Source organism: Oceanobacillus sp. M60, assembly GCF_053839645.1.
This window is the reverse complement of sequence record NZ_JBSSNH010000003.1, coordinates 118,503-142,100: the sequence shown is the minus strand read 5'-3', so window position 1 is coordinate 142,100 and position 23,598 is coordinate 118,503. Positions and strand designations below refer to the sequence as shown.

Annotated in this window: 19 protein-coding genes and 1 pseudogene; 1 reads left to right on the top strand and 19 read right to left on the bottom strand. The window is 38.3% G+C overall.

The window, feature by feature from the left end; translation table 11 throughout:
* Nucleotides 1-103: 103 nt before the first annotated feature.
* Nucleotides 104-1,783, bottom strand: coding sequence for a PucR family transcriptional regulator (locus tag ACW0TQ_RS08585; RefSeq protein WP_042532636.1), 1,680 nt, complete (start codon nt 1,781-1,783; stop codon nt 104-106).
* Between the two features lie 82 nt (nt 1,784-1,865).
* Nucleotides 1,866-3,353, bottom strand: a complete 1,488-nt coding sequence (locus tag ACW0TQ_RS08580; RefSeq protein ID WP_368901682.1) for an amidase family protein — start codon at nt 3,351-3,353, stop codon at nt 1,866-1,868.
* A 591-nt stretch (nt 3,354-3,944) separates the two neighbouring features.
* Between ACW0TQ_RS08580 and ACW0TQ_RS08575 the strand changes: the two genes are divergently transcribed.
* Nucleotides 3,945-5,522, top strand: coding sequence for a BCCT family transporter (locus ACW0TQ_RS08575; RefSeq protein ID WP_042532632.1), 1,578 nt, complete (start codon nt 3,945-3,947; stop codon nt 5,520-5,522).
* Between the two features lie 125 nt (nt 5,523-5,647).
* Here ACW0TQ_RS08575 and ACW0TQ_RS08570 read toward each other — a convergent pair whose 3' ends face one another.
* From ACW0TQ_RS08570 to ACW0TQ_RS08490, 17 genes and pseudogenes are all read right to left on the bottom strand, one after another.
* Nucleotides 5,648-6,838, bottom strand: a complete 1,191-nt coding sequence (locus ACW0TQ_RS08570) for an MFS transporter (RefSeq protein WP_042532630.1) — start codon at nt 6,836-6,838, stop codon at nt 5,648-5,650.
* A 266-nt stretch (nt 6,839-7,104) separates the two neighbouring features.
* Entirely contained in the window at nt 7,105-8,841 is a 1,737-nt protein-coding gene (pabB, locus tag ACW0TQ_RS08565; protein ID WP_212928814.1) for an aminodeoxychorismate synthase component I, read from the bottom strand.
* On the bottom strand, nt 8,838-9,425 hold the full coding sequence (locus ACW0TQ_RS08560; RefSeq protein WP_212928813.1) for an anthranilate synthase component II: 588 nt from the start codon (nt 9,423-9,425) through the stop codon (nt 8,838-8,840). The genes pabB and ACW0TQ_RS08560 overlap by 4 nt, the downstream gene beginning before the upstream one ends.
* Before the next feature lie 34 nt (nt 9,426-9,459).
* Nucleotides 9,460-9,909: a hypothetical protein gene (locus ACW0TQ_RS08555; RefSeq protein WP_042532624.1), complete on the bottom strand. Its 450-nt coding sequence runs from the start codon at nt 9,907-9,909 to the stop codon at nt 9,460-9,462.
* Nucleotides 9,910-10,053: 144 nt separating this feature from the next.
* Complete coding sequence (gene abc-f, locus ACW0TQ_RS08550) at nt 10,054-11,505, bottom strand: ribosomal protection-like ABC-F family protein (RefSeq protein WP_455725558.1); 1,452 nt, start codon at nt 11,503-11,505, stop codon at nt 10,054-10,056.
* A gap of 631 nt (nt 11,506-12,136) precedes the next feature.
* The gene (locus ACW0TQ_RS08545) at nt 12,137-12,907 is read right to left on the bottom strand and encodes an SDR family NAD(P)-dependent oxidoreductase (RefSeq protein ID WP_455725557.1); all 771 of its coding nucleotides are present in this window, start codon (nt 12,905-12,907) and stop codon (nt 12,137-12,139) included.
* A 163-nt stretch (nt 12,908-13,070) separates the two neighbouring features.
* On the bottom strand, nt 13,071-13,754 hold the full coding sequence (locus ACW0TQ_RS08540) for an EthD family reductase (RefSeq protein ID WP_042532621.1): 684 nt from the start codon (nt 13,752-13,754) through the stop codon (nt 13,071-13,073).
* A gap of 47 nt (nt 13,755-13,801) precedes the next feature.
* Nucleotides 13,802-14,548: an SDR family NAD(P)-dependent oxidoreductase gene (locus ACW0TQ_RS08535; RefSeq protein WP_042532619.1), complete on the bottom strand. Its 747-nt coding sequence runs from the start codon at nt 14,546-14,548 to the stop codon at nt 13,802-13,804.
* A gap of 112 nt (nt 14,549-14,660) precedes the next feature.
* Nucleotides 14,661-15,677: pseudogene (gene namA / locus ACW0TQ_RS08530) on the bottom strand (NADPH dehydrogenase NamA); the annotation flags it as partial.
* A gap of 13 nt (nt 15,678-15,690) precedes the next feature.
* Nucleotides 15,691-17,010, bottom strand: coding sequence for a TRAP transporter large permease (locus ACW0TQ_RS08525; RefSeq protein WP_455725556.1), 1,320 nt, complete (start codon nt 17,008-17,010; stop codon nt 15,691-15,693).
* Entirely contained in the window at nt 17,010-17,522 is a 513-nt protein-coding gene (locus ACW0TQ_RS08520; protein ID WP_042532616.1) for a TRAP transporter small permease subunit, read from the bottom strand. The genes ACW0TQ_RS08525 and ACW0TQ_RS08520 overlap by 1 nt, the downstream gene beginning before the upstream one ends.
* Nucleotides 17,523-17,642: 120 nt before the next feature.
* Nucleotides 17,643-18,755, bottom strand: a complete 1,113-nt coding sequence (locus tag ACW0TQ_RS08515) for a TRAP transporter substrate-binding protein (protein WP_455725555.1) — start codon at nt 18,753-18,755, stop codon at nt 17,643-17,645.
* 23 nt (nt 18,756-18,778) lie between these two features.
* On the bottom strand, nt 18,779-19,228 hold the full coding sequence (locus tag ACW0TQ_RS08510) for a MaoC/PaaZ C-terminal domain-containing protein (protein WP_042532614.1): 450 nt from the start codon (nt 19,226-19,228) through the stop codon (nt 18,779-18,781).
* Nucleotides 19,229-19,252: 24 nt separating this feature from the next.
* Nucleotides 19,253-20,035: an enoyl-CoA hydratase/isomerase family protein gene (locus ACW0TQ_RS08505; protein ID WP_455725554.1), complete on the bottom strand. Its 783-nt coding sequence runs from the start codon at nt 20,033-20,035 to the stop codon at nt 19,253-19,255.
* A 77-nt stretch (nt 20,036-20,112) separates the two neighbouring features.
* Nucleotides 20,113-21,462, bottom strand: a complete 1,350-nt coding sequence (locus tag ACW0TQ_RS08500) for an acetyl-CoA carboxylase biotin carboxylase subunit (protein ID WP_455725553.1) — start codon at nt 21,460-21,462, stop codon at nt 20,113-20,115.
* Between the two features lie 35 nt (nt 21,463-21,497).
* Nucleotides 21,498-21,710 carry an acetyl-CoA carboxylase biotin carboxyl carrier protein subunit gene (locus tag ACW0TQ_RS08495; RefSeq protein ID WP_042532608.1) on the bottom strand — a complete coding sequence of 71 codons (213 nt, stop codon included), beginning with the start codon at nt 21,708-21,710 and terminating at the stop codon, nt 21,498-21,500.
* Between the two features lie 129 nt (nt 21,711-21,839).
* On the bottom strand, nt 21,840-23,564 hold the full coding sequence (locus tag ACW0TQ_RS08490) for a class I adenylate-forming enzyme family protein (protein WP_455725552.1): 1,725 nt from the start codon (nt 23,562-23,564) through the stop codon (nt 21,840-21,842).
* Between the last annotated feature and the right edge of the window lie 34 nt (nt 23,565-23,598).

Below are 23,598 nucleotides of genomic sequence, written 5' to 3'. Positions count from 1 at the left end.
TATTATACAGTTAGGGGGTGTCGTCCTAAATAAAAAAAGCATGATCATACGGACCATACTTTCTCTTCGTTTGATTCTTTTGTACTTCCACTCGTTACTCCGCTCATGCTTTGTTTATTTCCCATGCTCTCATACTCAACTCCAACAGGAATAAATGATGAGAATCATGGAGCGACAGTCCCGTCAACGCTTCTATTTTTCGCAAGCGGTATAACAATGACTGTCGGTGAAGATGGAGTGATTGAGCTGTTTTACTGACATTTCCCCGATGCTGCTGGAAAGTGAGAAATGTTTCTATCAGATTAATCTTCCTTTCTTCTTGATACATTAACAGCGGCTCTAATACGTTCTCCCTGATGGTATCCATTTCTGAAATAGGATGGAGCTGCAACAAAATCCGCTCAAGCACTGTATCTTCATACCATGTACGCGGATTTCCTTTCTTTTCTCCAATTTGCATTGCCTGTTTTGCTTCGATAAATGATCTTTGAAAATCGGTAAATGATTCTACTTTTCCACTAACTCCCCAACGTAAAGTTACCTCAGGAAAAAAAAGTTTCAGCCGTCTGTCAACCAAATCCAAAAAATCCGTCGCAAGCTGATAATCCGTCTGATGCTTGATATGCAAATATACCAAAAATGCTTCCTCTGTTTGCGTCATCATCACTTCTTGTTTTAACGTCTGCGCAGCATATACCAGTTCTTCCTCTAAGTAGCCAAGCATCGTTTTCTCCCATAAAGTATAAGTGCCTGATGCATTTTTCCTCTGTTTATAAATCTCACGCAGTTTTTCCGGCTGAGCAAGAATGCATACATACGTATGATAAACAGAGTACCCTAACGGATTTGCACGTAAAGCCGCCTCTTCCACATTACGAAATTTTCCTTTTGCCAGTTCTTCGACAAAATCACTGCGCAGTTTATTCTCTGTTGCTTCCACGGCATTTCTTTTAGAGAGCCATAAGGCAATCGTTGTAGCCGCATGCTCCAGTATTTGACCGTATTTATTTAAAAAAGGCTCGTAAGCTGCCTGATTGGGAAGTTCTACAAATAAATAGCCTTTCGCTTCGCCGGTTACTTGCAAAATAGGAATTTGAATCAGCTCTTTATCCAGAAAAGCAACTAAATCAAATTTTTGCCTATATGGGTCACGCATGAATCTATCTTGTCGAAGAATGATTTTCTCTTCCATTTGAAAAACAAGCTGCCATTTTTCCTGTGCTCCTTTGGAATACTCCTCCAAATCATACAAACGAAAGTGATGATCCGTCAGGTATACATTTGCAGCGACCTGCATTTGGATAAATTCCAGCAGCTCGTGCAGACGTTTTTCTTCCAGAAGAAATTGCAGCAGCTCCTGCTGTACCTTCACATTCTGAAGGATTTCCGAACTTTTCCTCTGTGCCAGCTCCTCCATGACGAATTCCACAATCGTTGCAAAACGGATTTCCCAGGGAATGCGAATCATTGTTAAACAATGCGATTCTGCCAACGCTTTGATTTCAGACGGTATCTCATTAATATGTCTCCCTGTTGCAATGACTAATGCACTCGCTTCTGCACGGATAATATCTTCTACAAATTGCATGAAAGCATCCAAATCATCTTTACAGCCAAGCGCTGTAGTTAAAACAAGCTCATTTTTCCGGACAAAATTCTCCACAGGCATTTCAATGACAGATACCCATTGGATTTTCTTCTCAGAAAAGTTCGATTTCCCTGTCTCGACAACAGCCTGTGCAAATAACTCTTCCTGCAACATATCTTGAACTGTAATTTCCATTTGGTCCCTCCTCGACACTTCTTTTATTCTATTTAAACTACTTTTTCATTATTCTAACAGATATTAAAAGGAGTAAGGTTTATTATGAAAAATAAGGGTTGCCCTGCATGCCCTTCCATAAATCACTGTTCTCTGTTTCATAGGCAAGCTGCAAAAGACGATGCTCTCCGCCTTTTCCTGCCATAACCTGCACACCAATTGGCAATCCATTATCTGTGACATAAAGCGGCAAAGAAATAGCCGGCTGCCCTGTTAAGTTCGCAAGCTGCGTAAATGGGGTGTACGTTAAACTGGGCAAAAACATATCGTAAATGATGCTCTGCTTTTCCTTTTCAACAGCCATTCTTTCCTTAAATTCCTGTTCCTTTTGCGCTGTCATCGTCAGCTCCCCGACCTTTGGAGCATGAAAAGCGGCAGCCGGAGAAATATAGAAATCATAGGACTGGTGGAAAATAGACATAATTTCTGCTGCACGGTCCCAGGACGCCAGACTGTCCGAATAATCTGCAGCTGATACAGATTTTCCAGCTTGATGAAGCAGCCATGACTCGATTTCCATATCCTCTGCTGTCAATGACGTTCCCATTGTCTTTTCAAGTCCGCGGATAACGCTATTCATTTCCCCGCTGTTCATCACATAGTAATCCCGCATCAGCTGAACCCCGTCAACGGGAGAAGTTTTTTCTTCCACAATATGTCCATTCTGTTCCAAATGGCGGACAAACTGCAGCACTGCTTTTTTCGCATCATCGGATACAGGGGTATTTGCCGGTGAGTCTGTAGTGAAAGCAATCCGCAGTTGGGGAAGCTTGGCAGACAGCGTATGCTGATATCCCGCTTCATATAACGGCGTCTGAAAGGCAGCATGAGGCTCTACCACCTGTAATTGGTCCAGCATGGCAGCAGCGTCCCGTACAGTTTTGGTTAATACAAAATTAATCGATGCTCCCTGCCACTGCCTGCCGACTCCCGGTCCTACAGGAGTTCGTCCGCGTGTCGGTTTTAATCCGACCAGCCCGCTAAAGGATGCAGGTATGCGGATTGAACCGCCGCCGTCGCTTGCTCCTGCCATTGGGACAACACCAGAGGCAATAGCTGCTGCAGCCCCTCCGCTTGACCCGCCAGGAGAGTAAGCCGGGTTCCAAGGATTTCTTGTCGGCCCATACAGCGTTGGCTCGGTTATGTTTTTCAAGCCAAATTCAGGGCTGTTGGTATGCCCCATAAATAAAAAGCCCGCTTCCCGAAATTTTTTAACAAAATAATTATCATGCTTCTCTACATGATTCTGAAGCAGCCGCGAGCCTGAGGTTAATTTTTCTCCTTCAATGGCTTGTGAGATATTTTTCATCAATATGGGAACACCTGAAAAAGCAGCTTCTTGAACAAGAAATTGATTTGCTTCTTTTTTCACTGCTTCCTCCCGTTGATGGGTAGTGATATTTAACTCGGGATTCACTTGATGCAGCTGACTAAAGGCGGTTTCTACTAATTCAGAGGGCTGTACTTCTTTTCGCCGGATAAGCTCTGCCAGACCCGTTGCATCATAGTTTTTATATTCATGAAACGTCATCGAATCACTTCCTTATATTTCTTTTTTAATAGGGAAACAGCAGGTCCATCTCTGATTCGGATTGCTGCAATATATTTGGTACAGCGCCTGCCTGAATCTGCTTTAGCGGGAATGTCATCGCGTTTTCTTCAAATTGTTGTATCTCCTTCCCAATTTCCTTTTATTCTACCTTATTTTTACCATAAACGATACGGTTTCAAACTGCCCGGAACAAAGCCTCCTCCATCTAAATGCCCTTGATAAAATCTGCAGAGAATATTATAATGATATCGTTTTACAAATGGCGACTTTTCTCTACAATATTCTGCCCCAGCATTCGCATCGTCCGCTATCAGGAATAATTCCGCTTCCTAATAGCTAACGAAAAAAATAATACCGTCCTTTTCCGTTCCGAATGTTAAATAATTTCTGCTTTTTACTATACCGTTTGCAAGAGCGTTTCAGCCAGGAAACATGCGTCCCTTGTACTTTTGTTTGTAAACGGATATATAGGGAAGCATACAAAACAAGGCAGGCCCTTTTTAAACCATTGATTCAGACAGTTATCCATGACATCCTAAAAACATTCAACACAGATGAGGAGATGAATAAATGAATAAACGTTTAATAGACTGGCCTACTTTCATATTAGCGCTTGTTATTTTGTTTAGTGTCGTTATTCCATTGATTTTATTCCCGGAAGCCGGCGCATCCGTGATTAATCAGGCAAATGAATTTGTCACAGGAAATTTTGGTATTCTATACTTATTATTGGGACTCGGCGTCCTAATCTTTCTGCTTTATGTGTCATTCAGCAGAAACGGTAACATAAAACTCGGCGACAGAAATACAAAAAAAGAATTTGGAACATTTTCATGGGCTGCCATGCTCTTTTCCGCAGGTATCGGCTCCAGTATATTATATTGGGGAATGATTGAATGGGCTTACTATTATGAAGGGCCGCCGTTCGGTATTACACCGGAATCGGAGGAGGCTATCAACTGGGCAGCAAGCTACGGCATGTTCCACTGGGGACCTGTTGCATGGGCACTATATACATTGCCCGCCCTGCCAATCGCTTACTTTTACTATGTCCGCAAAAAACCTGTACTTAAAATCAGCGAAGCTTCCCGACCGGTTATTGGCAAACACGCAGATGGACCGCTGGGGACAATAATTGATGTCTTGTTTATTTTCGGTCTGCTTGGTGGAGCCGGAACAACGCTGGCACTTGGAACGCCAATGATTGCAGAAGGCGTGAATCACGTTACTGGTATTCCTGTATCGCTGGGAATGCAGGCAGTCATTATGCTCATATGTACTGCTATATTTGCATTCAGCTCGTATTCCGGTATTAATAAAGGGATTAAATTGCTGAGTGACTTAAATATCTGGCTCGTGTTATTTATTCTAGCCTTCGTCTTTATTTTCGGTCCAACCTTATTTATCAGCGAAATGACGTTTACAAGTATCGGACGGATTGTCAATAATATCTTTTCCATGGCAACCTGGCTTGAGCCATTAGCTTCTGTTCCAGGATATGAAGCAACGAATTTCCCGGAAACCTGGACCGTTTTCTACTGGGCATGGTGGGTGGTTTATGCACCGTTTGTCGGGCTCTTTGTAGCTAGAATTTCACGAGGAAGAACAATCAAAGAGATGGTTCTTGGAACATTAATTTACGGAACACTGGGCTGTGTCCTGTTCTTTGGGATTTTAGGAAATTATGGCCTTTATCTGCAGCTGTCCCAATCTTTCGATGTGATTGGATTTATGAATGAATATGGAGCCCCGGCTGCCATTATTGCTATTTTGGATCAGCTGCCGATTTCCTGGTTTATTATTCCTGTCTTCACGATACTCGCTATTATTTTCTTAGCGACCACCTTTGATTCAGCCTCCTATATTTTGGCAGCTGTAGCCCAAAGAAAACTAATCGGCGGCGAGCCAATGCGCTGGCACCGGATTTTCTGGGCATTTATGCTAATGATTTTGCCGATGGCGTTAATGTTTATCGGCGGGTTGGAGACCTTGCAAACAGCCAGTATTGTTGCCGGATTCCCGGTTATTTTCATCATGATTCTGCTGGCATGGTCGTTTATGCGGGCTTCTACAGACGATTTAAAACTGCAGAGAGATGCTAGAAAGCCAAAATCGATTACGATTGAAAATATAAGCAGAAAGGATTAGCTTTTGTTTCCTGAAGGTTGCTCCCTTTCTGTAAAAAAATGATTGCTAATACACAAAACGCACTTGTGCTTCAGAGCCTTCCGCTCGCACAAGTGCGTTTCTTCTATCCAGTTATTCTTCAGCAATTATTTTATTTTTTCTAATGCGTGTTCTGCCTGCGTTTTTGGTTCTTTCCAAACCATTGCCACAGCAATACCTGCTAACAATACCATTGCTGCAAAATAATAAGGATAATTTAAATTTATATCAAATAATATCCCGCCAATAATTGGTCCAAATACATTTCCAATACTTGTAAACATCGAGTTCATTCCACCAACAAAGCCTTGTTCATTATTTCCAGCCGCTTTTGACAGATAAGAGGTCACAGCCGGTCTTAGTAAATCAAAGCCTATAAAGATAACAATCGTTACGAATAAAATCATCGCATAGCTTTCCACAACGGTCATTGCCGTAACAAGAATGGCAGAGAAAATGAGACAATAACGAATCAAACGGATTTCTCCCCATTTATTTGCCAATTTACCGAACAAGGCAACCTGTGCAATCGTGCCGACAATCGCTCCTCCGGTAATAATGATCGCAATATCCTTCGGTGTGAATGCAAATTTATGATCCACGAATAGAGAAAATAGCGATTCAAAGGAAGATAAACCAAATGCGGTAATAAATATAATAATAAACGCGATAAAGTACATTGGAACAAAGATTCTTCCTAAGCCGGGTTTTGGAGCTGCTGTTTCTCCTTGTTCCATTTGTTTTCTTTCTGGTTCACGTAATGTTATTGTGGATAAAACCGCTGTGAATAAGGCTAAACCTGCCGCTGCGAAAAACGGGACTCTCGGTCCTACTTCCGCCAGCAATCCACCGACACCAGGACCAATAATAAATCCGGTGTTGATCGCTGCAGACATATAGCCTAACGCTTTCGGTCTGGATTCAAGCGTTGTAATATCGGCAATAAATGCGGTAACTGCAGGCATTATAAAAGCAGCACTCACTCCACCTAAAATTCTTGAGATAAATAAAATTTCTACGGTCTTCCCGATACCGAATAAAAACTCACTAAAACTAAAAATCAATAATCCGATAACGATCATGCGTTTACGTCCAAACACATCGACCCATCTTCCAGAAAGTGGTGAAACAATAAGCTGCGCAACTGCAAAAGCTGCTACCAAGTACCCTACAACAGATCCAGACAAATTCAATTCATTCATAATAGTAGGTAAAACTGGAATAACTAACCCAATACCTAAAAATGCAATAAACAAATTCATCAGCAAGATAGACAGTGTCATATTTTGTTTTTCCATACTTCATTTCTCCTTAACTAAAATTTCATTTAAAACCTCCCTTAGGAATCTGATACATCATATCACAACTTTTTTATTTCAGATATACTTTTGCTCAAAATTTTTTTGCCTTTTTTTCGACTGCCATCGACTTCTTTTAACAACATGCATGTTTATAATCGAACAGCTATAAATCCTTTTTGCTGCAGCAATATTCCAGTCATTTCATAATGCATAAAAAAAGATTGCACCGGTTAATCATGCAATCTTTTTTACAAAATTATTTTTTAAAATGTTACCCTTACCCAGCCTCGTACACTATTAATCAGCCAGACCTCTTCAAAAGAAGAGATGTCTTTCTTCCATAGAATTTTTTCTTTTATTACTCCCCGCTCCAGCAGTTCTTCCCGGTAAGTACCCGCAAGGAGTCCCGAAGAAACAGGCGGCGTATAATAGTCACCCTGTTGTTTTATTACCAGATTCCCAATCGTAAACTCCGTCAGCTGTTCTTCTTCATTCCATAGAAGGACATCAAAGGAAGCAGGGGCTTGCTCTCGAAAAGACGTGTACATTTGCCGATTCGTCGTTTTATAATAGTAAAAAATATCATTTTTATTGATTGGCGAGGAAGCTATCCCTGCTTTTTTTATTGCTTCCGACTCTTTCATAAGCGGCGTACAGGTTATGTTTATTTCCCCATCCTGCCCCAATAAAAGGCGTACTCTTTGTTCTCCATCATAATTCTTTACCTTTTCCTTCAGCTGTTGCCGGATATTATCCATGGAATAAGGATACTGGAATTGAAGCGCCGTTCGTTTTAGCCGGGCGAGATGCCTGTTCAGCCGAAGTATCTGTGTCCCATCATATTTCATTGTTTCTACAATTTGAAAGGATGGAGAAGCCGCTTTTAAAATGGCTGTTTTTGCTAAAGCTTCTTCATATTCCCCTTCCGTATCCGACTCCCAGGTAATTCCTCCTCCTGCTCCATAAACAGGCGGTTTCCCATCCTTCATCCAAGCAGTCCGTATCGCAACATTAAATAGTGCATCTTGATTTGGTGTGATAAAACCGATACTTCCACAATAAATATCTCTCGGTGAATCCTCCAGCTCGTGAATGATTTCCATTGTACTTTGCTTTGGTGCACCGGTGATGGAACCGCAAGGAAATAACGCTTTAAATAGATCAAAATTGCTGAGGTTTTTTTTTAATTCTGCCCTAATGGTTGAGGTCATTTGATAAACTGTAGGATACTTTTCTATTTCAAAAAGCTTCGGTACATGAACAGAGCCCCTCACAGCAATTTTCGATAAATCATTTCGAAGTAAATCCACAATCATTACATTTTCTGCCCGGTCCTTTTCGGAATGAGTGAGCTTCCTTTTATTAGAGGAATCTTCCTCTGGAGTCCGCCCTCGTTTGATGGTTCCTTTCATTGGTTTCGTATGGATGAACTGCTGCCTTCGTTCAAAAAACAGCTCCGGAGAGGCAGATACAATTTGGTAATCCCCTATTTGCAGATGGGCACCATACCTTGCCTGCTGCGCTCCAGATAATTGTTCATACAGTAAATCTGCATCCACTGATCTATCTGCTTCCATCCGAACAGTATAATTTACTTGATATGTATCTCCTCTCGCAATCGCAGCTTTTATCGATTCGATATTTTGCTGATACTGCTGCTTGGGGGTTGTCATCTCCCAATTCACCGGAGGATAGGCACGGTCAGCAGCCGGCCTTGTGTGCTCCAGCTGTACACTTTTAAAAACCCCCATCACCATAAGCGGCAGGTCGCTTTTTTTATGGGTCACCAGATTTTTATCAAATGCCGAGGCAGCTTCATAGGAAATATATCCAGCCAGATAATAGCCCTGCTGCTGGTATCCTTCCATTTGTGCAAAAACATTTTCTACTTCATCATCTGAATGAGCAATTAGAATGTCCATCGGCTTGTCAAAAATACGGCGCACACCTGCTTCTTCTTCAAATGAAAAATCAAATAACATTTTCGTATTCTCTATCATTTTTGAAGTTCACCTGCCTTTTTATATTGCATTAGAAAATTCTTCAGCAATGTATAGCCATGCTCCGTGCTGATGGATTCCGGATGGAATTGCATCCCTTCGATGGGGTAGGCTTTATGACGTATCCCCATGATTGTTCCATCCTCTGTAGTCGCGCTGACTTCAAGGCATTCCGGAATGCTGTCCGAATCGATACTTAAGGAATGGTATCTTGTCACCGTAAAGCTTTTAGGAAGCTGTGAAAAAACGCCCTGCTGGTCAGTAAAAATAAGCGACTGCTTTCCATGAACAGGATTATTTTTTATCACGGCAGCTCCAAAGGCTTGGCCGATAGCCTGATGCCCGAGACAAATACCAAGAATAGGAATACTTCCTTTAAAATGCTCAATGACCTTTAATGTCATTCCTGCTTCTTCAGGCGTATGGGGTCCTGGCGATAAGACAATATACTCCGGCTGCTGCTGCTCGATTGCTTCGATAGTCAGCTGGTCATTATATTTAACGACAACCTTTTCACCTAAATTCTCCAGATAGTGGACGATATTATAAGCAAATGAATCATAGTTATCTATCATTAAAATCATTTCTTCACCTCCAGATCGTCAAAATAGTAAATCTCTATAACTCCCCTTCCTTTAACAGCTCCCATTGATTATCCATTCCTTGAATAGCCTGGAATAATGCATTTTTTCCTTTAATATCATAATGTTCTTCATGCCCGTTCATATCTATGTTTCCTTCTTCATTTACGGTCAACGCATAATTTTCTTTAGAGCCTTGAAACAGAAGCAGATAACCAGAGCTTACAAAGTCATTTGTTTCATTGAGTTCCATTGCTTCACCAGCTTTTAAAATCTTGGCAATATCTTCTTTTTCCGTTAGCGAAATGGCTTTAGGCTTTCCTGTCGGCTTCACTTCGTATATGGTAATTTCTTTAATCTCATGTGCTTCATTCATATTAGAGGGTAATGTTTGTGCAAATAGTTTACTATCTCCTCCCCATTTTCCAACGAGGAAAAATACTCCTGCTACAATGACACATGTAATAATAAGTATCTTTTTCATCATGCTGTCCACCTTTTTTGCTTTAAATGAATTGTCTGTTCTTATTATTGATATTGTGAACTGTTTTGTCCATCTGGAAAGTGTATGATTTTTTGTTTTTATTATATAAGGTAAAAAAGCAGGAGCAAATAGCTGCCCCTGCTCTCCTTACTTTTCAGTGATATTTTTATTTTTTATTTCATATACATGATCTGCTGTATTTTCGATAAAGGCTGCATCATGGGAAACAAAAATAATGGTGCCCGGATAGCCTTTAAAGAATGCTTCTAAAGCTTTCGTTGTCTGGATATCCAAAAAATTCGTCGGCTCATCCAGTAATAAAATATGGTAAGAGCCAAGAAATAATCTGCACAGCTGCAGCCGGATCGCTTCACCGCCGCTTAAGTGACACAGTTTTTTATAAATCGAATTTCCTTTAAAATACATAGCATGCAGAATGCTGCGTAAAAAGCCTTCCTCATAATCGGTTGTTTTCTTTAAACTGTCTAAAACCGTTTCGTCTGACTTCTCCTGATAAGCAAGCTGGTCAAAGAAACCAAATGCTACTTTCGGTGAAATCTCCAGTCCTTCCTGCCGCTCGTAAACCGCCTTCAGCAGCGTACTTTTTCCAGAACCATTCGCTCCGGTAATCGCAATTTTTTTACCCAAAGGAAATTGAAAACGGACTTCTTCTAAAAGCAGTTTTTCCCCAGCCTTTAGCGTCAGCTGATTTCCCATTACCGGAAAGGAATGATGCAGTTCTAACGCTTTGGAACGATGAAACTGAATGGGCCGTTCATGCTGAATAGCATCGACCTTTTCCAATTGGTCCATCCGTTTTTCCATGGCTTTGGCACTTTTTTGCATCGCCTTTTGCGAAACATCTTTAGGTTTTGACGCAAGCCGCCGGTCCGTTCCTTCTTTCTTTCGGGCATTTGCTTTTGCGCCCTTCGTCATTTTCGCAGCCTTTTGCATTTTATCCTGTGCTGCTGCTTCTAAACGGGCTTTTTCCTTCAAATATTGCTCATGCGCTTCCTGCTGCAGATATTCCTCCAAAGCCTTCTGTTCTTCATACTCCGTATAATTACCGGAGTAAACATGGATTTCTCCGTCACGAATTTCCCAAATCGTTGTAACGAGCTGGTCTAAAAGCTTCCGGTCGTGGCTGATTAACATTAGCGTCCCATAATAATTCTCCAGTTCTCTCCGTAAATAACGGATTCCCTGCTGATCAAGATGCGTAGTTGGTTCATCAATCAACAGTGCTTCGTTATACGCTGCCAAAAGCTGTGCTATTTTTATTTTCGTCTGCTCACCGCCGCTGATACCTTCCTCTATATTGGGAACCTGAAGCTTGCCTAATACCTTTGGATCTGCTTGTTCCTCACCCGGGAATTCCATTTGTTTTAAATAAGCAAAGCTTGCATGGCGGTGAATTTTCCCTTTTGTCGGCTCTATCTCTCCTGCCAGCAAACGGAGCAGACTTGTTTTTCCCGCCCCATTCGGACCGACAATACCAATCCGATCCATAAAATGAACCGCTAACCGTTCGATGGAAAAAATATCTTTATCTAAATACGTTAATTCGACGTCTTTTATTTCAAATTGAATGTTTTGCATATTTGCTACCTCCGAGATTTTTTAATTTCTCGTATCGATAGCCTGTAACTGGATCGATACGAGCTTGTATTTTCTGATAACAAGCCCGTATCCATTAAAAGAACAATAGCATCTGCATCGTCATCTCTCCCTATTTTTTATTAGAACGAACACCCTGCTTCCCCGCGCAAAAAGAAATAGAAATCCTTTTGTTGTACCTGTATTTCATCATTAAAAAAGAACAGCAAATCGTCTGCTGTCCTTTTTACATACTTCCTTCAGGAAAAAGATATACCTCATGTATACCTTCCTTATAATAGCTAAAAAAGACAGACGACTCCTATCTCTCTGCGAGCGTCAAAGCACAGGCAGAGCTTGAACATGTTATCAAATTAATTGTTCAAGTCTAGGAATCGAAATCTCATCTTAGCACATTTTCCCTTCCGTTCTGAATTTAATTTTATTATATATCGCTGGATAAGTAACGTCAATCACACATTTAAATTTGGAGCTGAATTAAAATTCTGCCAAATGAATGTATTACCTAACACAATTGCAAGTAAAAAAAACTTTTTTTTCATGATACTAAATTAAACACTACTGAATATTGGTTATATAATATATAAAATTAAATTTAATACTCAAATTGACTTTAAATAGCTCCCATCCCACCGTCAACTCGATATTGTGATCCGGTTATAAACTTACTTTCATCAGAGGCTAGAAACAATACTAAGGAAACAATATCATTTGAATCTGCATAACGCTTTAATGGAATTGCTTGACTATAAGTTGTTTTTACAGACTCCGGATCATCCGGATTCGTATCTGCTTCAAGTGAACGCATCATTTCAGTGTTCACTGGTGATGGATGAATGGAATTTATTCGGATATTATTATCAGATACTTCTAATGCGGCAGTTTTCGTTAACCCCACAACAGCATGTTTAGAAGCTGCATATGGTGCCATCTCAGGAGAACCTCTTAATCCGTCAACAGAGGAAGTATTTATAACACTGCCACTTTCTTGTTTTATCATAATTGGCAGTACATATTTAAGTCCTAAAAATACACCGCGAGTATTTACAGCAAGCACTTTATCAAAGTTTTCGGCTGTTTGTTCAATTAAGGAGGTTTTTTTGCCTGTTATACCTGCATTGCTAAAGAAAATATCGATTTGTCCAAACTGTTCAACAGTTTTTTGCACATAATTTTTAACGTCTTCTTCTTTAGACACATCTGCCCCAACTGTAATTACTTGGCCAAAAGACTCAAGTTCCTCCTTAACTTTATTAAGCGATTCTTCAAACAAATCAACTAAAACTACTTTCGCTCCTTCTTTTAAAAAGGTAGTTGCTGTTTCTTTACCAATGCCGCCAGAACCACCAGTAATCAACGCAACTTTACCATTTAACTTTCCCATTATAATTTCTCCTCGCATACTAAGTTTCAACAAATATCTTAAATAAACTCTCATAAAGGAAAACGCTTTTCTAAATGATTAAAATATTAATTTCCAAAATAAACCTATAAATTGGTATAATGATTAAGTCATAAGGTTTAAATTTTGAGAATTCCTTATAACGTTAAACAATCTCATGTGTGTCTACAATAAAGGTAGTAATTTCTTCAATAAATGTTTTTGCATGTTCCATTGCCTTCTTGCCTGCTTCTGAAGCAAAAGCAGCCTTCAAACTGTTTGTATCCTCAAACCAAAGTTCAACAACACCATCGATTGGTACATCTTCATATCCAGCTGGGGATCTGTTAATGTTACGGTCGATCACTAAATTTTGTGTATAACCTTTTACATCAGGCATAGCTTTTAAAAGTTCTGCATGTACTTCTGCCCACTCACTTTTAAAAACCTCTATATCCACATCTGGACGGCGCTTAAGCAGTGACATCCGTTTTAAAAGAGATTCATCATTAGAAACTGGAATTACTACATTTTGTTCTACAATAATTAATTGCATTTTTCCAATAAATTGCTCTTCATCTTTTGAAAGCACCTTAGTAATATCTGAATTAAAACTGTGTTTCATTGAAGCTAAGTCATCAAACCAGAGCTGAGAAAAACCATCTACCGCTTGCGATCCTCGTGTATAATCTATACCTAATTGTTCAGAACTAGTCACATGATTTTGATGATATTTACGTAGCCTCGGAATTTGGGAAGCAATTGGACCGTGTTTCTCTACCCAATAATTGTGAAATTCTTCAATCGTTATATTTTTCTTTTTTTGTAATATCCCCATTCTAACAACCATTAGCTTTTCACCTTCCTGTTTTCATTAAAATTATTCATCTTATTTCTCTATTGCGCAGTATAGCCTCCGTCAATTACTAATTCACTTCCTGTCACAAATTTAGATTCATCCGACGCTAGATAAAGAGCACCGTAAGCAATATCTTCTGGTTTGCCTAGTTCTGGCCAAGGAAATTTACTTTCAAGAGGATGCCCCTCGTTTGTTGCTATAGAACTTGACATTGGAGTTTCTATAACACCTGGATGAATCGAATTAACTCTAATGTAGTCTTTGCTCAATTGTACAGCAGCTGATTTACTCATTAATCTTATTGCCCCTTTTGAAGCATGATAAGAAATAGATCCTCCACTACCTACGAGACCGTAAATTGAAGAAATATTTATAATTGACCCTCCGCCTGATTTTTTAATTAAGGGTGCAGCATGCTTCATACCTAGAAAGGTCCCTTGCGTGTTTATACTTTGAATATGATTAAAATCTTCAAGTGAGGTCGACTCTAACCCTTCTCTTGATAATATACCAGCATTATTTATAAGCACATTTAATTTTCCTAATCTTTCTTTTGTAATAGATACAACATTCTCCCATTCTTCTTCTGAAGAAATATTATGTTTGATAGAAACTACTTCTCCACCTTGATTTATTATAGCTTTTTCTGTTTCGTACAAACCTTCTTCATTTATATCCGTTATAACAACTTTCGCTCCTTGTTTAGAAAATAATAAAGCTTCTGCTCTTCCTTGACCGCTAGCGGCGCCTGTAATAATAGCTGTTTTGTCTTCTAGTCTCTTCACTTTAAATCCTCCATTAATCTATAATCTTTTATAATTAACGCTGAATTAATGATTCTTTTCCTGGGTACCATTTTTCAGAAACTCTGTTAAGTCCTTTAGGCAATACCTCACTCCACGCTTTTTCATAGCTTTTCGGTCCTTCGATAGATTCTCCTAATTCGATTGCAGCTCTTAGCGGCCAATAAGGATCGCGTAATAATTCTCTTGCCAGAAATACTAAATCTGCTCTCTGGTTTTTTAATATTTCTTCAGCTTGACTGGCATAGGTAATTAACCCAACAGCTCCAGTGTCTATTTTAGCTAGTTCTTTAATTTTCTCTGCAAGAGGAACTTGATAACCTGGAAACACCTCGATTTTGGCTGGGACCACTGCTCCAGAACTACAATCTATTAAATCAACACCTTGTTCCTTCATTTGTTTGGCAAAATAAATGAAATCATCCATCTTGTTTCCTTCCGGATGATATTCAGATGCAGATATTCTTACAAATAAAGGGCCACTCCATACGGTTATTATTTCATCTAAAATCTCTCTTAAAAAACGATAACGATTCTCTCTAGTTCCTCCATATTCATCGGTTCTTTTATTAGATAACGGTGATAAAAACGCATTGATTAAATACCCATGTGCACCATGGAGTTCAATAACATCGAAACCTGCCTCTTTAGCCCTCTTTGCTCCTTCTTTAAATTCTTCTATAGTAGTCTTGATATCTGCATTACTCATTTCTTTAGGTGTTTTCATTGTATCTTTATACGGAATCGAAGAAGGAGCAAATATAGGACCTTCCACGTCGGCTTTTCTGCCAGCATGTGCAAGTTGAATTCCTATTTTAGAATTAAATTTGTGAACAGCATCCACGATTGTTGTAAGACCTGCTATATGATCATCCTTCCAGATTCCCAAATCTAATTCAGAAATTCTTCCTTGTGGATTGATAGCTGTTGATTCCAGAATAATCAATCCTGCCTGCCCCATAGCTCGGCTTATATAATGAAATCTATGAAATTCGTTTACTTTACCGTCTTTTTCTTTTGATGAATACATACACATTGGAGACATGACAATTCTGTTTTTTAAAGTAATTCCTTTCAACTTGTACGTTGAAAATAATTTACTCATTTTCATTCACAACCTTTCATTAATTACTAAAAATACTTGGTAACCACAAAACTAATTGCGGGAATACTAACGTTAGAATAAGAACAAAAATGATAATAAGAATAAATGGAACAACCCCTCGATAAATTTCTGCTGTTGTTATTTGTCCTTTTACAACTCCTTGCGTATAAAAAAGCGCATGCCCAAATGGAGGTGTAAGAAATGAAGTTTGTAAAAGTACTGCAATACAGGTGACTACCCAAATCATATTGAAATCATGCATTTGAATCAAAGGCATAAATATCGGAAAAATAATCATTATAATTCCAACCCAATCAAGAAACATACCTAAAATAAAGACAAGAACCATCATAAATATAAAGATTCCCCATTGATTCAGTCCTAACGTATCAACAAACCCTTGTATTACCCCCGCCCCATTCAAACTTAAGAACATGGATGCAAAAGCTGTAGCACCAATCATAATAATTAAAACCATTGCCGTTGTCTTAGCTGTTTCATACATTGCTTCCGTAAGCATCTTCAAACTAAACTTCCGGTAAAATATTGTCATTAAAAATGCCACAAATGCACCTACACCAGAAGCCTCTGTTGGTGTGGCAACTCCTGTGTATATCGTACCCAACACAGCCAAAATTAAAATTAAAGGAGGAACCAAATTAACTAAACTTCCTGTAATTCGTTTTCTAATCGGCATAGCCGCTGCTTCTTCCTCTGTTAAAGCTGGTCCATAATCTGGGTTTTTCCAACATATAAAAAGAACATATACAGCATAGAAAAACGCCAAAAGCAGTCCAGGAACAATGGTTGATTTGAATAAGTCCCCTACAGATACTTGAGCCTGAGCTCCCATTACAATTAACATGATGCTTGGAGGTATTAGTATACCTAATGTTCCACCTGCAGCAACAACACCTGCTGATAAGCTTTTGTTGTATCCATACTTTAATAAAACTGGGATACCTAAAACACCCATTGTTAGAACGGACGCACCAACAACACCTGTTGTTGCTGCAAATACAGTCGATACAATAACGATAGCTAATGCTACTCCTCCACGAAGTCCGCCTAATAAGTACCGCAACGACTCAAATAACCCTTCTGCGATTTTGGATCCAGCCAGCAAATTTGCCATAAAAGTAAATAAAGGGATTGCAACTAAAGTATAGTTATTCATTATGTCATAGATACCATTGACAAAAATGCTTACGGATTGCGGACCCCATCCAATTAAACCAAATATGAGAGCAAGCCCTCCCAACACAAAAGCGATGGGATGTCCTGTCATAAGCCCTAGAATTAAACCTACAAACAGTAATATAGCCAGGATTTCCGCCATTAGTGACTTCCCTCCTTCGCTAATATAACGATTCTTTTTAATACTTCAGATATACCTTGCAGCATCAATAGCCCAAATGCAACCGGGACTATAGTATAGGTTAAGTACACTGGTGCTCCAAATAAGGATGAGGAGGTCTCTTTTATAATCCACGAATCAACAGCATTTCCGAAACTTATATAGAAAACAAAGATAATAAATGGAAAAAACAAAATAAAGTAAGTAATTAAATCCATGATTGCCTGCTTTTTTTCTGATAGACGGCTATATAGCAAATCAACGGAAACTAAACTTTTGTAAAGTAGAGCGAAGGCTGCGACAATCATAAAATGAAAACCAAATACCATAGTAATTACTTCATAAGTCCATATGGTAGGAGAGTTAAAGACCCTTCGACTGATTACTTCAAATACAATAAGCAAGGTCAACACGAGAATAGACCAGGATCCTATTCTTCCTACCCATAAATTTATCGTGTCAATACCTTTGATAACTTTATGAACAACACGCATATTAACTTACTCCTTCCATTTTCTCAGGATATAATAACTTCACTGGAGTTTTAGAGGGCCGATTTATCAGCCCCCTACTATCTAAATTAGAGGAATTTGTTCTAAAATAACCAGAAAATTTTAATCTAATAATGTCTCTGCATTTGTTCCAAATCCCCAAGGTCCCATGATATCCCGATACCCAGAAAACGTTTTCATAAATTCTTTTTGACTTTCTAAGACCATTGCAAAATCCGAGTTTTCTTCTGCCAATTCATCTTGAATTTTAATTGTTGTTTCGATAATCGTTTCCACATCTTCTTCTGGAAACTCAGTAACTGTAACAGAACCTGATTCTATCATTTCACCTGTAACGAGCGCATCTTGATAAAGCTCATCAAATGTTGTTTCCAACATTGTTGTTTTTGCTGCCGTATCAACGACAAGTTGTAAATCTTCAGGTAAAGACTCCCAAACATCTTGATTAATCATTACTCCTGTTACAGAAGCAGTTTGATGCCAAGAAGGTGTTGCAACATAGTTTGTAACTTCATCAAGATTCAGTGCTTTATCTCCCGATGGTCCACTAAATTCAACTGCATCAATTACTCCTCTTTGTATCGATTCATATAATTCTCCAGCTGGCAAATTGACAGGATTACCTCCAAATTCTTGCATTAACCTAGATTGTACAGTTCCTACAAAACGAATATTCAAACCATTTAAATCTTCGAGACTTTCAATCGGTTCAGTTGATCGAATACCTGATTCAGTAGCTGGAATATTGTACGGAAAGTAGACAAGATTTTGCTGACCATAAATTTCATTGTAGATTTCCATTCCTTCATCTGATTGAATCCACATAGCATAATCAAAAACACTCATTCCAGCTGCACTTGTGCCTAACAAGCTAAATGCTGAATTAAGCCCAGACCATGAACCAGGCCAATCCCCCCCTGCTTCAATTGTCCCGTTGCTAACCGTATCTAACAACTGATCACTGGCTGTTAATTCGCCCTCTTGGTGTAAGGTAATATCTAACCGTCCATTACTAAGCTCATTCACAAGTTCTGCAAATCTTTTATCTCGTTCAAATTGAATTGAGCCAGAAGGATACGTACTTGACATTCTCCAACTAAATGTTTCTCCGCTTGAATTTTCTGTTGAAGCAGAAGAATCTTCATTTAAACAACCAGACAAAATGAAGCTAAACATCATTAATACAACAGATAGAGACACTATTCTTTTACTCATTCTTTATCCCGCCCTTAGTTTTATTAAAAAGAAGAAGCTTTTTTTTGCATCAGTAAAATAATTACTCCTTCTGAAACAAGTTCTCCTCGCTGGTTGTAAACATAGACACTACGAGTTAGCACACCACTGTCTTTTTTTGAAGTTTCCTTCATTTCTTTTACAACAAATTTTGCATGAATTGTATCCCCTGGAACAACTCCTTTTTTAAATCGCCAATTAATTTCCAGCAAGCCAAGAGTAGAATCATTCACATGTCCCATCATAGCTTGTAACCCAGTAACAACGGAAACAGATAATAGCCCATGCGCTACTCTCGTCTTATATGGTGTCGTTTTAGCAAATTCTTCATCGATGTGCAATGCATTAAAGTCGCCTGACAGGCCTGTAAATTGTACAACATCGGACTCAGTAATTGTACGTCGAGGAGATATCATTTCATCTCCAATTGCAAAGTCATCAAAGTACATTGTCATTGAACTCACCCTTCTTATTATTCGTTATCGCCCTGTCCAAATCGGATCTCTCTTCTCTTTAAATGCTGACATTCCTTCGTTGTAATCTTCTGTTCTACTCAACACAACTACCTGATCTCTTAAATATGTTAAAGAGCTTTCATAATCCATATTTTGAATCATATACATGCTTTCTCTGCCTAGAGAAAGTGCTACAGGATTTTTTGCACTTAATTTCTCTGCCATCTCATATACCTTTTCTTCAAATTCTTCCCCTAAAAAAAACTCATTTATTAATCCTATTTCCTTGGCCTTTTCTGCATTTATACAATCACCGGTGTACATCAGCTCAAAAGCCTTTTTCTGTCCAACACTATTTACTAAGGGAGAACTAATCATCATCCCCCATAAACCTACGTTAATTTCTGGAGCGCCAAACTGAGCAGACTCTTTTGCATAAACTAGGTCACAAGAAACCGCCAATCCCAAACCACCAGCTAAAGCATACCCGTTTATGGCACCGATTATAGGTTTTTTCATTTTGCGTAAAGCTAATAAACAATCTCTATATTTAGTAACATGTTTTTTGAAATTGATTATATTGTTATCTTCACTCATTCCTCCAAGATCTGCTCCTGAACAAAATGACTTTTCACCTGCTCCCTTCAACACGACAACTTTTACTTCAGAATCGTTTGACAACTCTTCACAGGCTTGTTTAAACTTCTCCATCATTTCACCTGAAAGTGCATTATGAACGTTAGGACGATTTAATAATAAAGTAGCTACTCCTTTATGTTTTTCTACCACAATTTCTTGTTTATTCATTTCAATACCATCCTTTACACTGAACTGTTTTCATTGTGAAAATAAAGTTATTTCCACAATGAACTTAATGTTGCCACCTAAACTTTCGTTTGAAATAAATATTCTTTAATGAAATTGGTGGTCGTATTTCCATTTTTAAATTCAGGGTGAGTAACAATTTTTAATAATACGGGAATATTTGATTTGATACCTTCTATTTCATACTTTTCTAGAACGTTTACTAAGTTCTTAATTGCTTCATCACGACTATTTCCTTTTACAATCAATTTTCCAATCATTGGGTCGTAAAATGGTGTGACAGTTGTTCCTTCTTCAATTGCTAACTCATGACGAATATTCTCTCCAGTTAAAATATAAAATTTTGTGATTTTTCCAGGAGAAGGGAAAAATGTTTTAGGATCTTCTGCATAAATTCGAACTTCAATTGCATGACCATTTAATTGAATATCTGATTGCTCTAAAGTAAGTAAATTTCCATTAGCAATTTTGATTTGCTGCTCTACTAAATCTACCCCAGTAATTTCTTCAGTAATTGGATGTTCCACTTGTAATCTTGTATTCATTTCCAAAAAGTAATAGTTTTTATTTTCGTCCATAATAAACTCAACGGTTCCCGCATTTCTATATCCAATAGCTTTAGCAGCTTGAACTGCGTCTTCCCCCATTTTTCTTCTCGTTTTTTCATCTAAAAAAGGTGAAGGTGCCTCTTCCACTACTTTTTGATGACGCCTTTGGATAGAGCATTCTCTTTCTCCGAGGAAAATTGTATTCCCCTCATTATCTGCTAGAATTTGAATCTCAATATGTCTCGGTTTTTCAACCAGTTTTTCTAAAAACATAGCACCATTGCTAAAAAAGTCAGTTGCTCGTTTTTGATTTCCACTAAATGCTTTTTTCAATTCATCCTGATTATGAACCATTTGCATTCCAATTCCTCCACCACCGGCAGATGCTTTCAGCATAATTGGATATCCAATTTGTTTTGCTGCAATTTCAGCTTCTTCTACATTTAATAAAGGTGTACTATCACCCGGAACAATTGGAACACCGGCTGCTTCCATCGCTTTTCTGGCCTCAATTTTACTTCCCATTTTCTCAATTACTTCAGGAGTTGGTCCTATAAAAACAATCCCGTTATTATGACATGCTTTTGCAAATCCAGCATTTTCAGATAATAATCCATAGCCCGGATGAATTGCATCTACATTTGCTTCTAGCGCTATTTCAATAATTTTATCTACATTTAAGTAGCTTTCATTCACACGTGGTCCACCAACTAAATAAGCATTGTCCGCCACTCTAACATGCGGAGAATTTTCATCTGCTTCTGAGTAAATTGCTACTGCTTCGATTCCCATTGAGTGACAAGAACGAATTACTCGTGCTGCAATCTCTCCTCGATTAGCAATTAAAATTTTCTTGAACAAAATAATCACCTTTCTATATTAAAGATTATGGTAACCTATTGTTTTAACTTTAAAATCACATCTCCATCACTTACAAAGTCACCTTCACTAACAATAATTTCTTCTACTTCCCCTTCTGAATCTGCTGAAATAGGGATTTCCATTTTCATCGATTCCAAAATAACAACATCTTGTCCAGCACTAACTTTATCTCCTTCTGCCACTGTTATTTTCCATACATTTCCTGCCATGTTAGAAGTTATATTCATCACTTTCACCTCGTCAGATATTTTAATTTATAGTAAACGAACTCTTCTTTCAACACTTATAAATATGATATTTTCTTATACTTGGAACACTAGAAATTTGTACTGCATCGGAATCATATTTTAAAAATATTAGAAACGGGATTCTACTTTTTGTTGTTCACCAATAAACCATTCTTTTAACTCTCGTTTTAACACTTTTCCTACTGGTGTCATTGGAAGCTCATTTTTTTCAACAATTTTTATATATTTCGGAATTTTATATTTAGCTAGAGATTCAGAGGCATATATAAATATTTCATTTTCACTTAAAGACGCATTTTGTTCAAGCACAACCCAAGCCAATCCTACTTCACCCATCACTGGATCAGGAACACCGACTACATATGCCTGGTTAATTAATTCATGGCCAGTTAATACATCTTCGATCTCCTTAGGTGACACATTTTCTGCACCCATTCGATATATTTCTTTAAGTCTTCCCGTTAAAGAAATATAACCATTTTCATCTATCACCGCTAAATCACCTGTTTTTAACCAGCCTTCCCGGTCAATAGCTTCAGCAGTTTCTTTTTCTTTGTTGTAATACCCATTTGTAACTAAAGGTCCTTTGCAAATCAACTCCCCAGATTGTCCATGAGAGAGGATATCTCCAGTTTCTAAATCCCTGACTTTGAATGAGATATTTTTTCCTTCTAATTCATCAAGCCCCACATGTCCGCCGGGGATGATGCGCCCAACATATTTAGAAAGATAGGTGATATCATCATTCGGATCGGTTTGTAACACTCCCGCTGCGCACTCGGTCATGCCATAACCTGTGTTTAATTCTTTAATTTTCAATTGATTCTTAATATCCTTCCACATTTGTTGAGACACTTCAGCACCTGCACAGTACATGGATTGTAATTTTGATAAATCACGAGGCAGCTGTTGCTGAGCTTCCACTAGTTTTAAACCAATCGTCGGCACACATAAGATGTCTGTCGCTTCGTGCTGCTCCATTAAATCCAGTGCTTTCGATCCATTGAAATTGATTTGAAGTATTAAACTTCCCCCTACCATACTTCCTGCAATAATTCCTTCAATAAAACCAAAACAATGATAAAACGGAATTGGAATGAAAATTCTTCTTCCTTCTTGATAACCACGGTTTAAGCAGCTGCCTAATGCACTGCGCCAAATCATATCATGTGTAACTAACACGCCTTTTGGCATGGAAGTGGTTCCAGACGTATACATAATATCTGTTACCTCTGTTACCTGTGACTTTGGTATATTGCTAATTACCCTTCCCGCCCGATCTCTTTCCGAAGAAAAAATCAGTTCATAAAAATCGGTTGTACCTGAATATTTTTTTCCTTTTGGAGAGAAAACAATAATTTCTTTCAACTTTGGAAATCGTTCTGATTGCTCTTCTTTAAAGACTTCTGGACATAATTGTTTTAAAATTGAAACATAATTGATCTCATTCCATTCATCTACGGTAACGATAAATGAAGAATCAGATTGATTGATTAAATATGCGAATTCTTCTTTTTTTAATCTATAATTTATAGGTACCGTAATTCCTCCAGCTGCGGATGCTCCAAATTTTGTAAAGATAAATTCTGCATAGTTTGGAAAAATTAAAGCTACATGATCATATTTTTTCAATCCTAAATCGATTAACCCAGCACCAAATCGCTTGCTGAAATCTTCCACATCTGAATAAGACCAAGATTTTTCTTCACAAATGATGAATTCACTATTTTTATATTGGTTGACCATTTGAAAGAAAAGTTCATGAACAGGTTCAGGACTCCATTCTTTACTTTTTATTTCAAATGTTTTTCTTCGACTTTTAAGAGAGACCACTTTTAGCCTAAACCTCCTTTGAGCTATTAAAAAT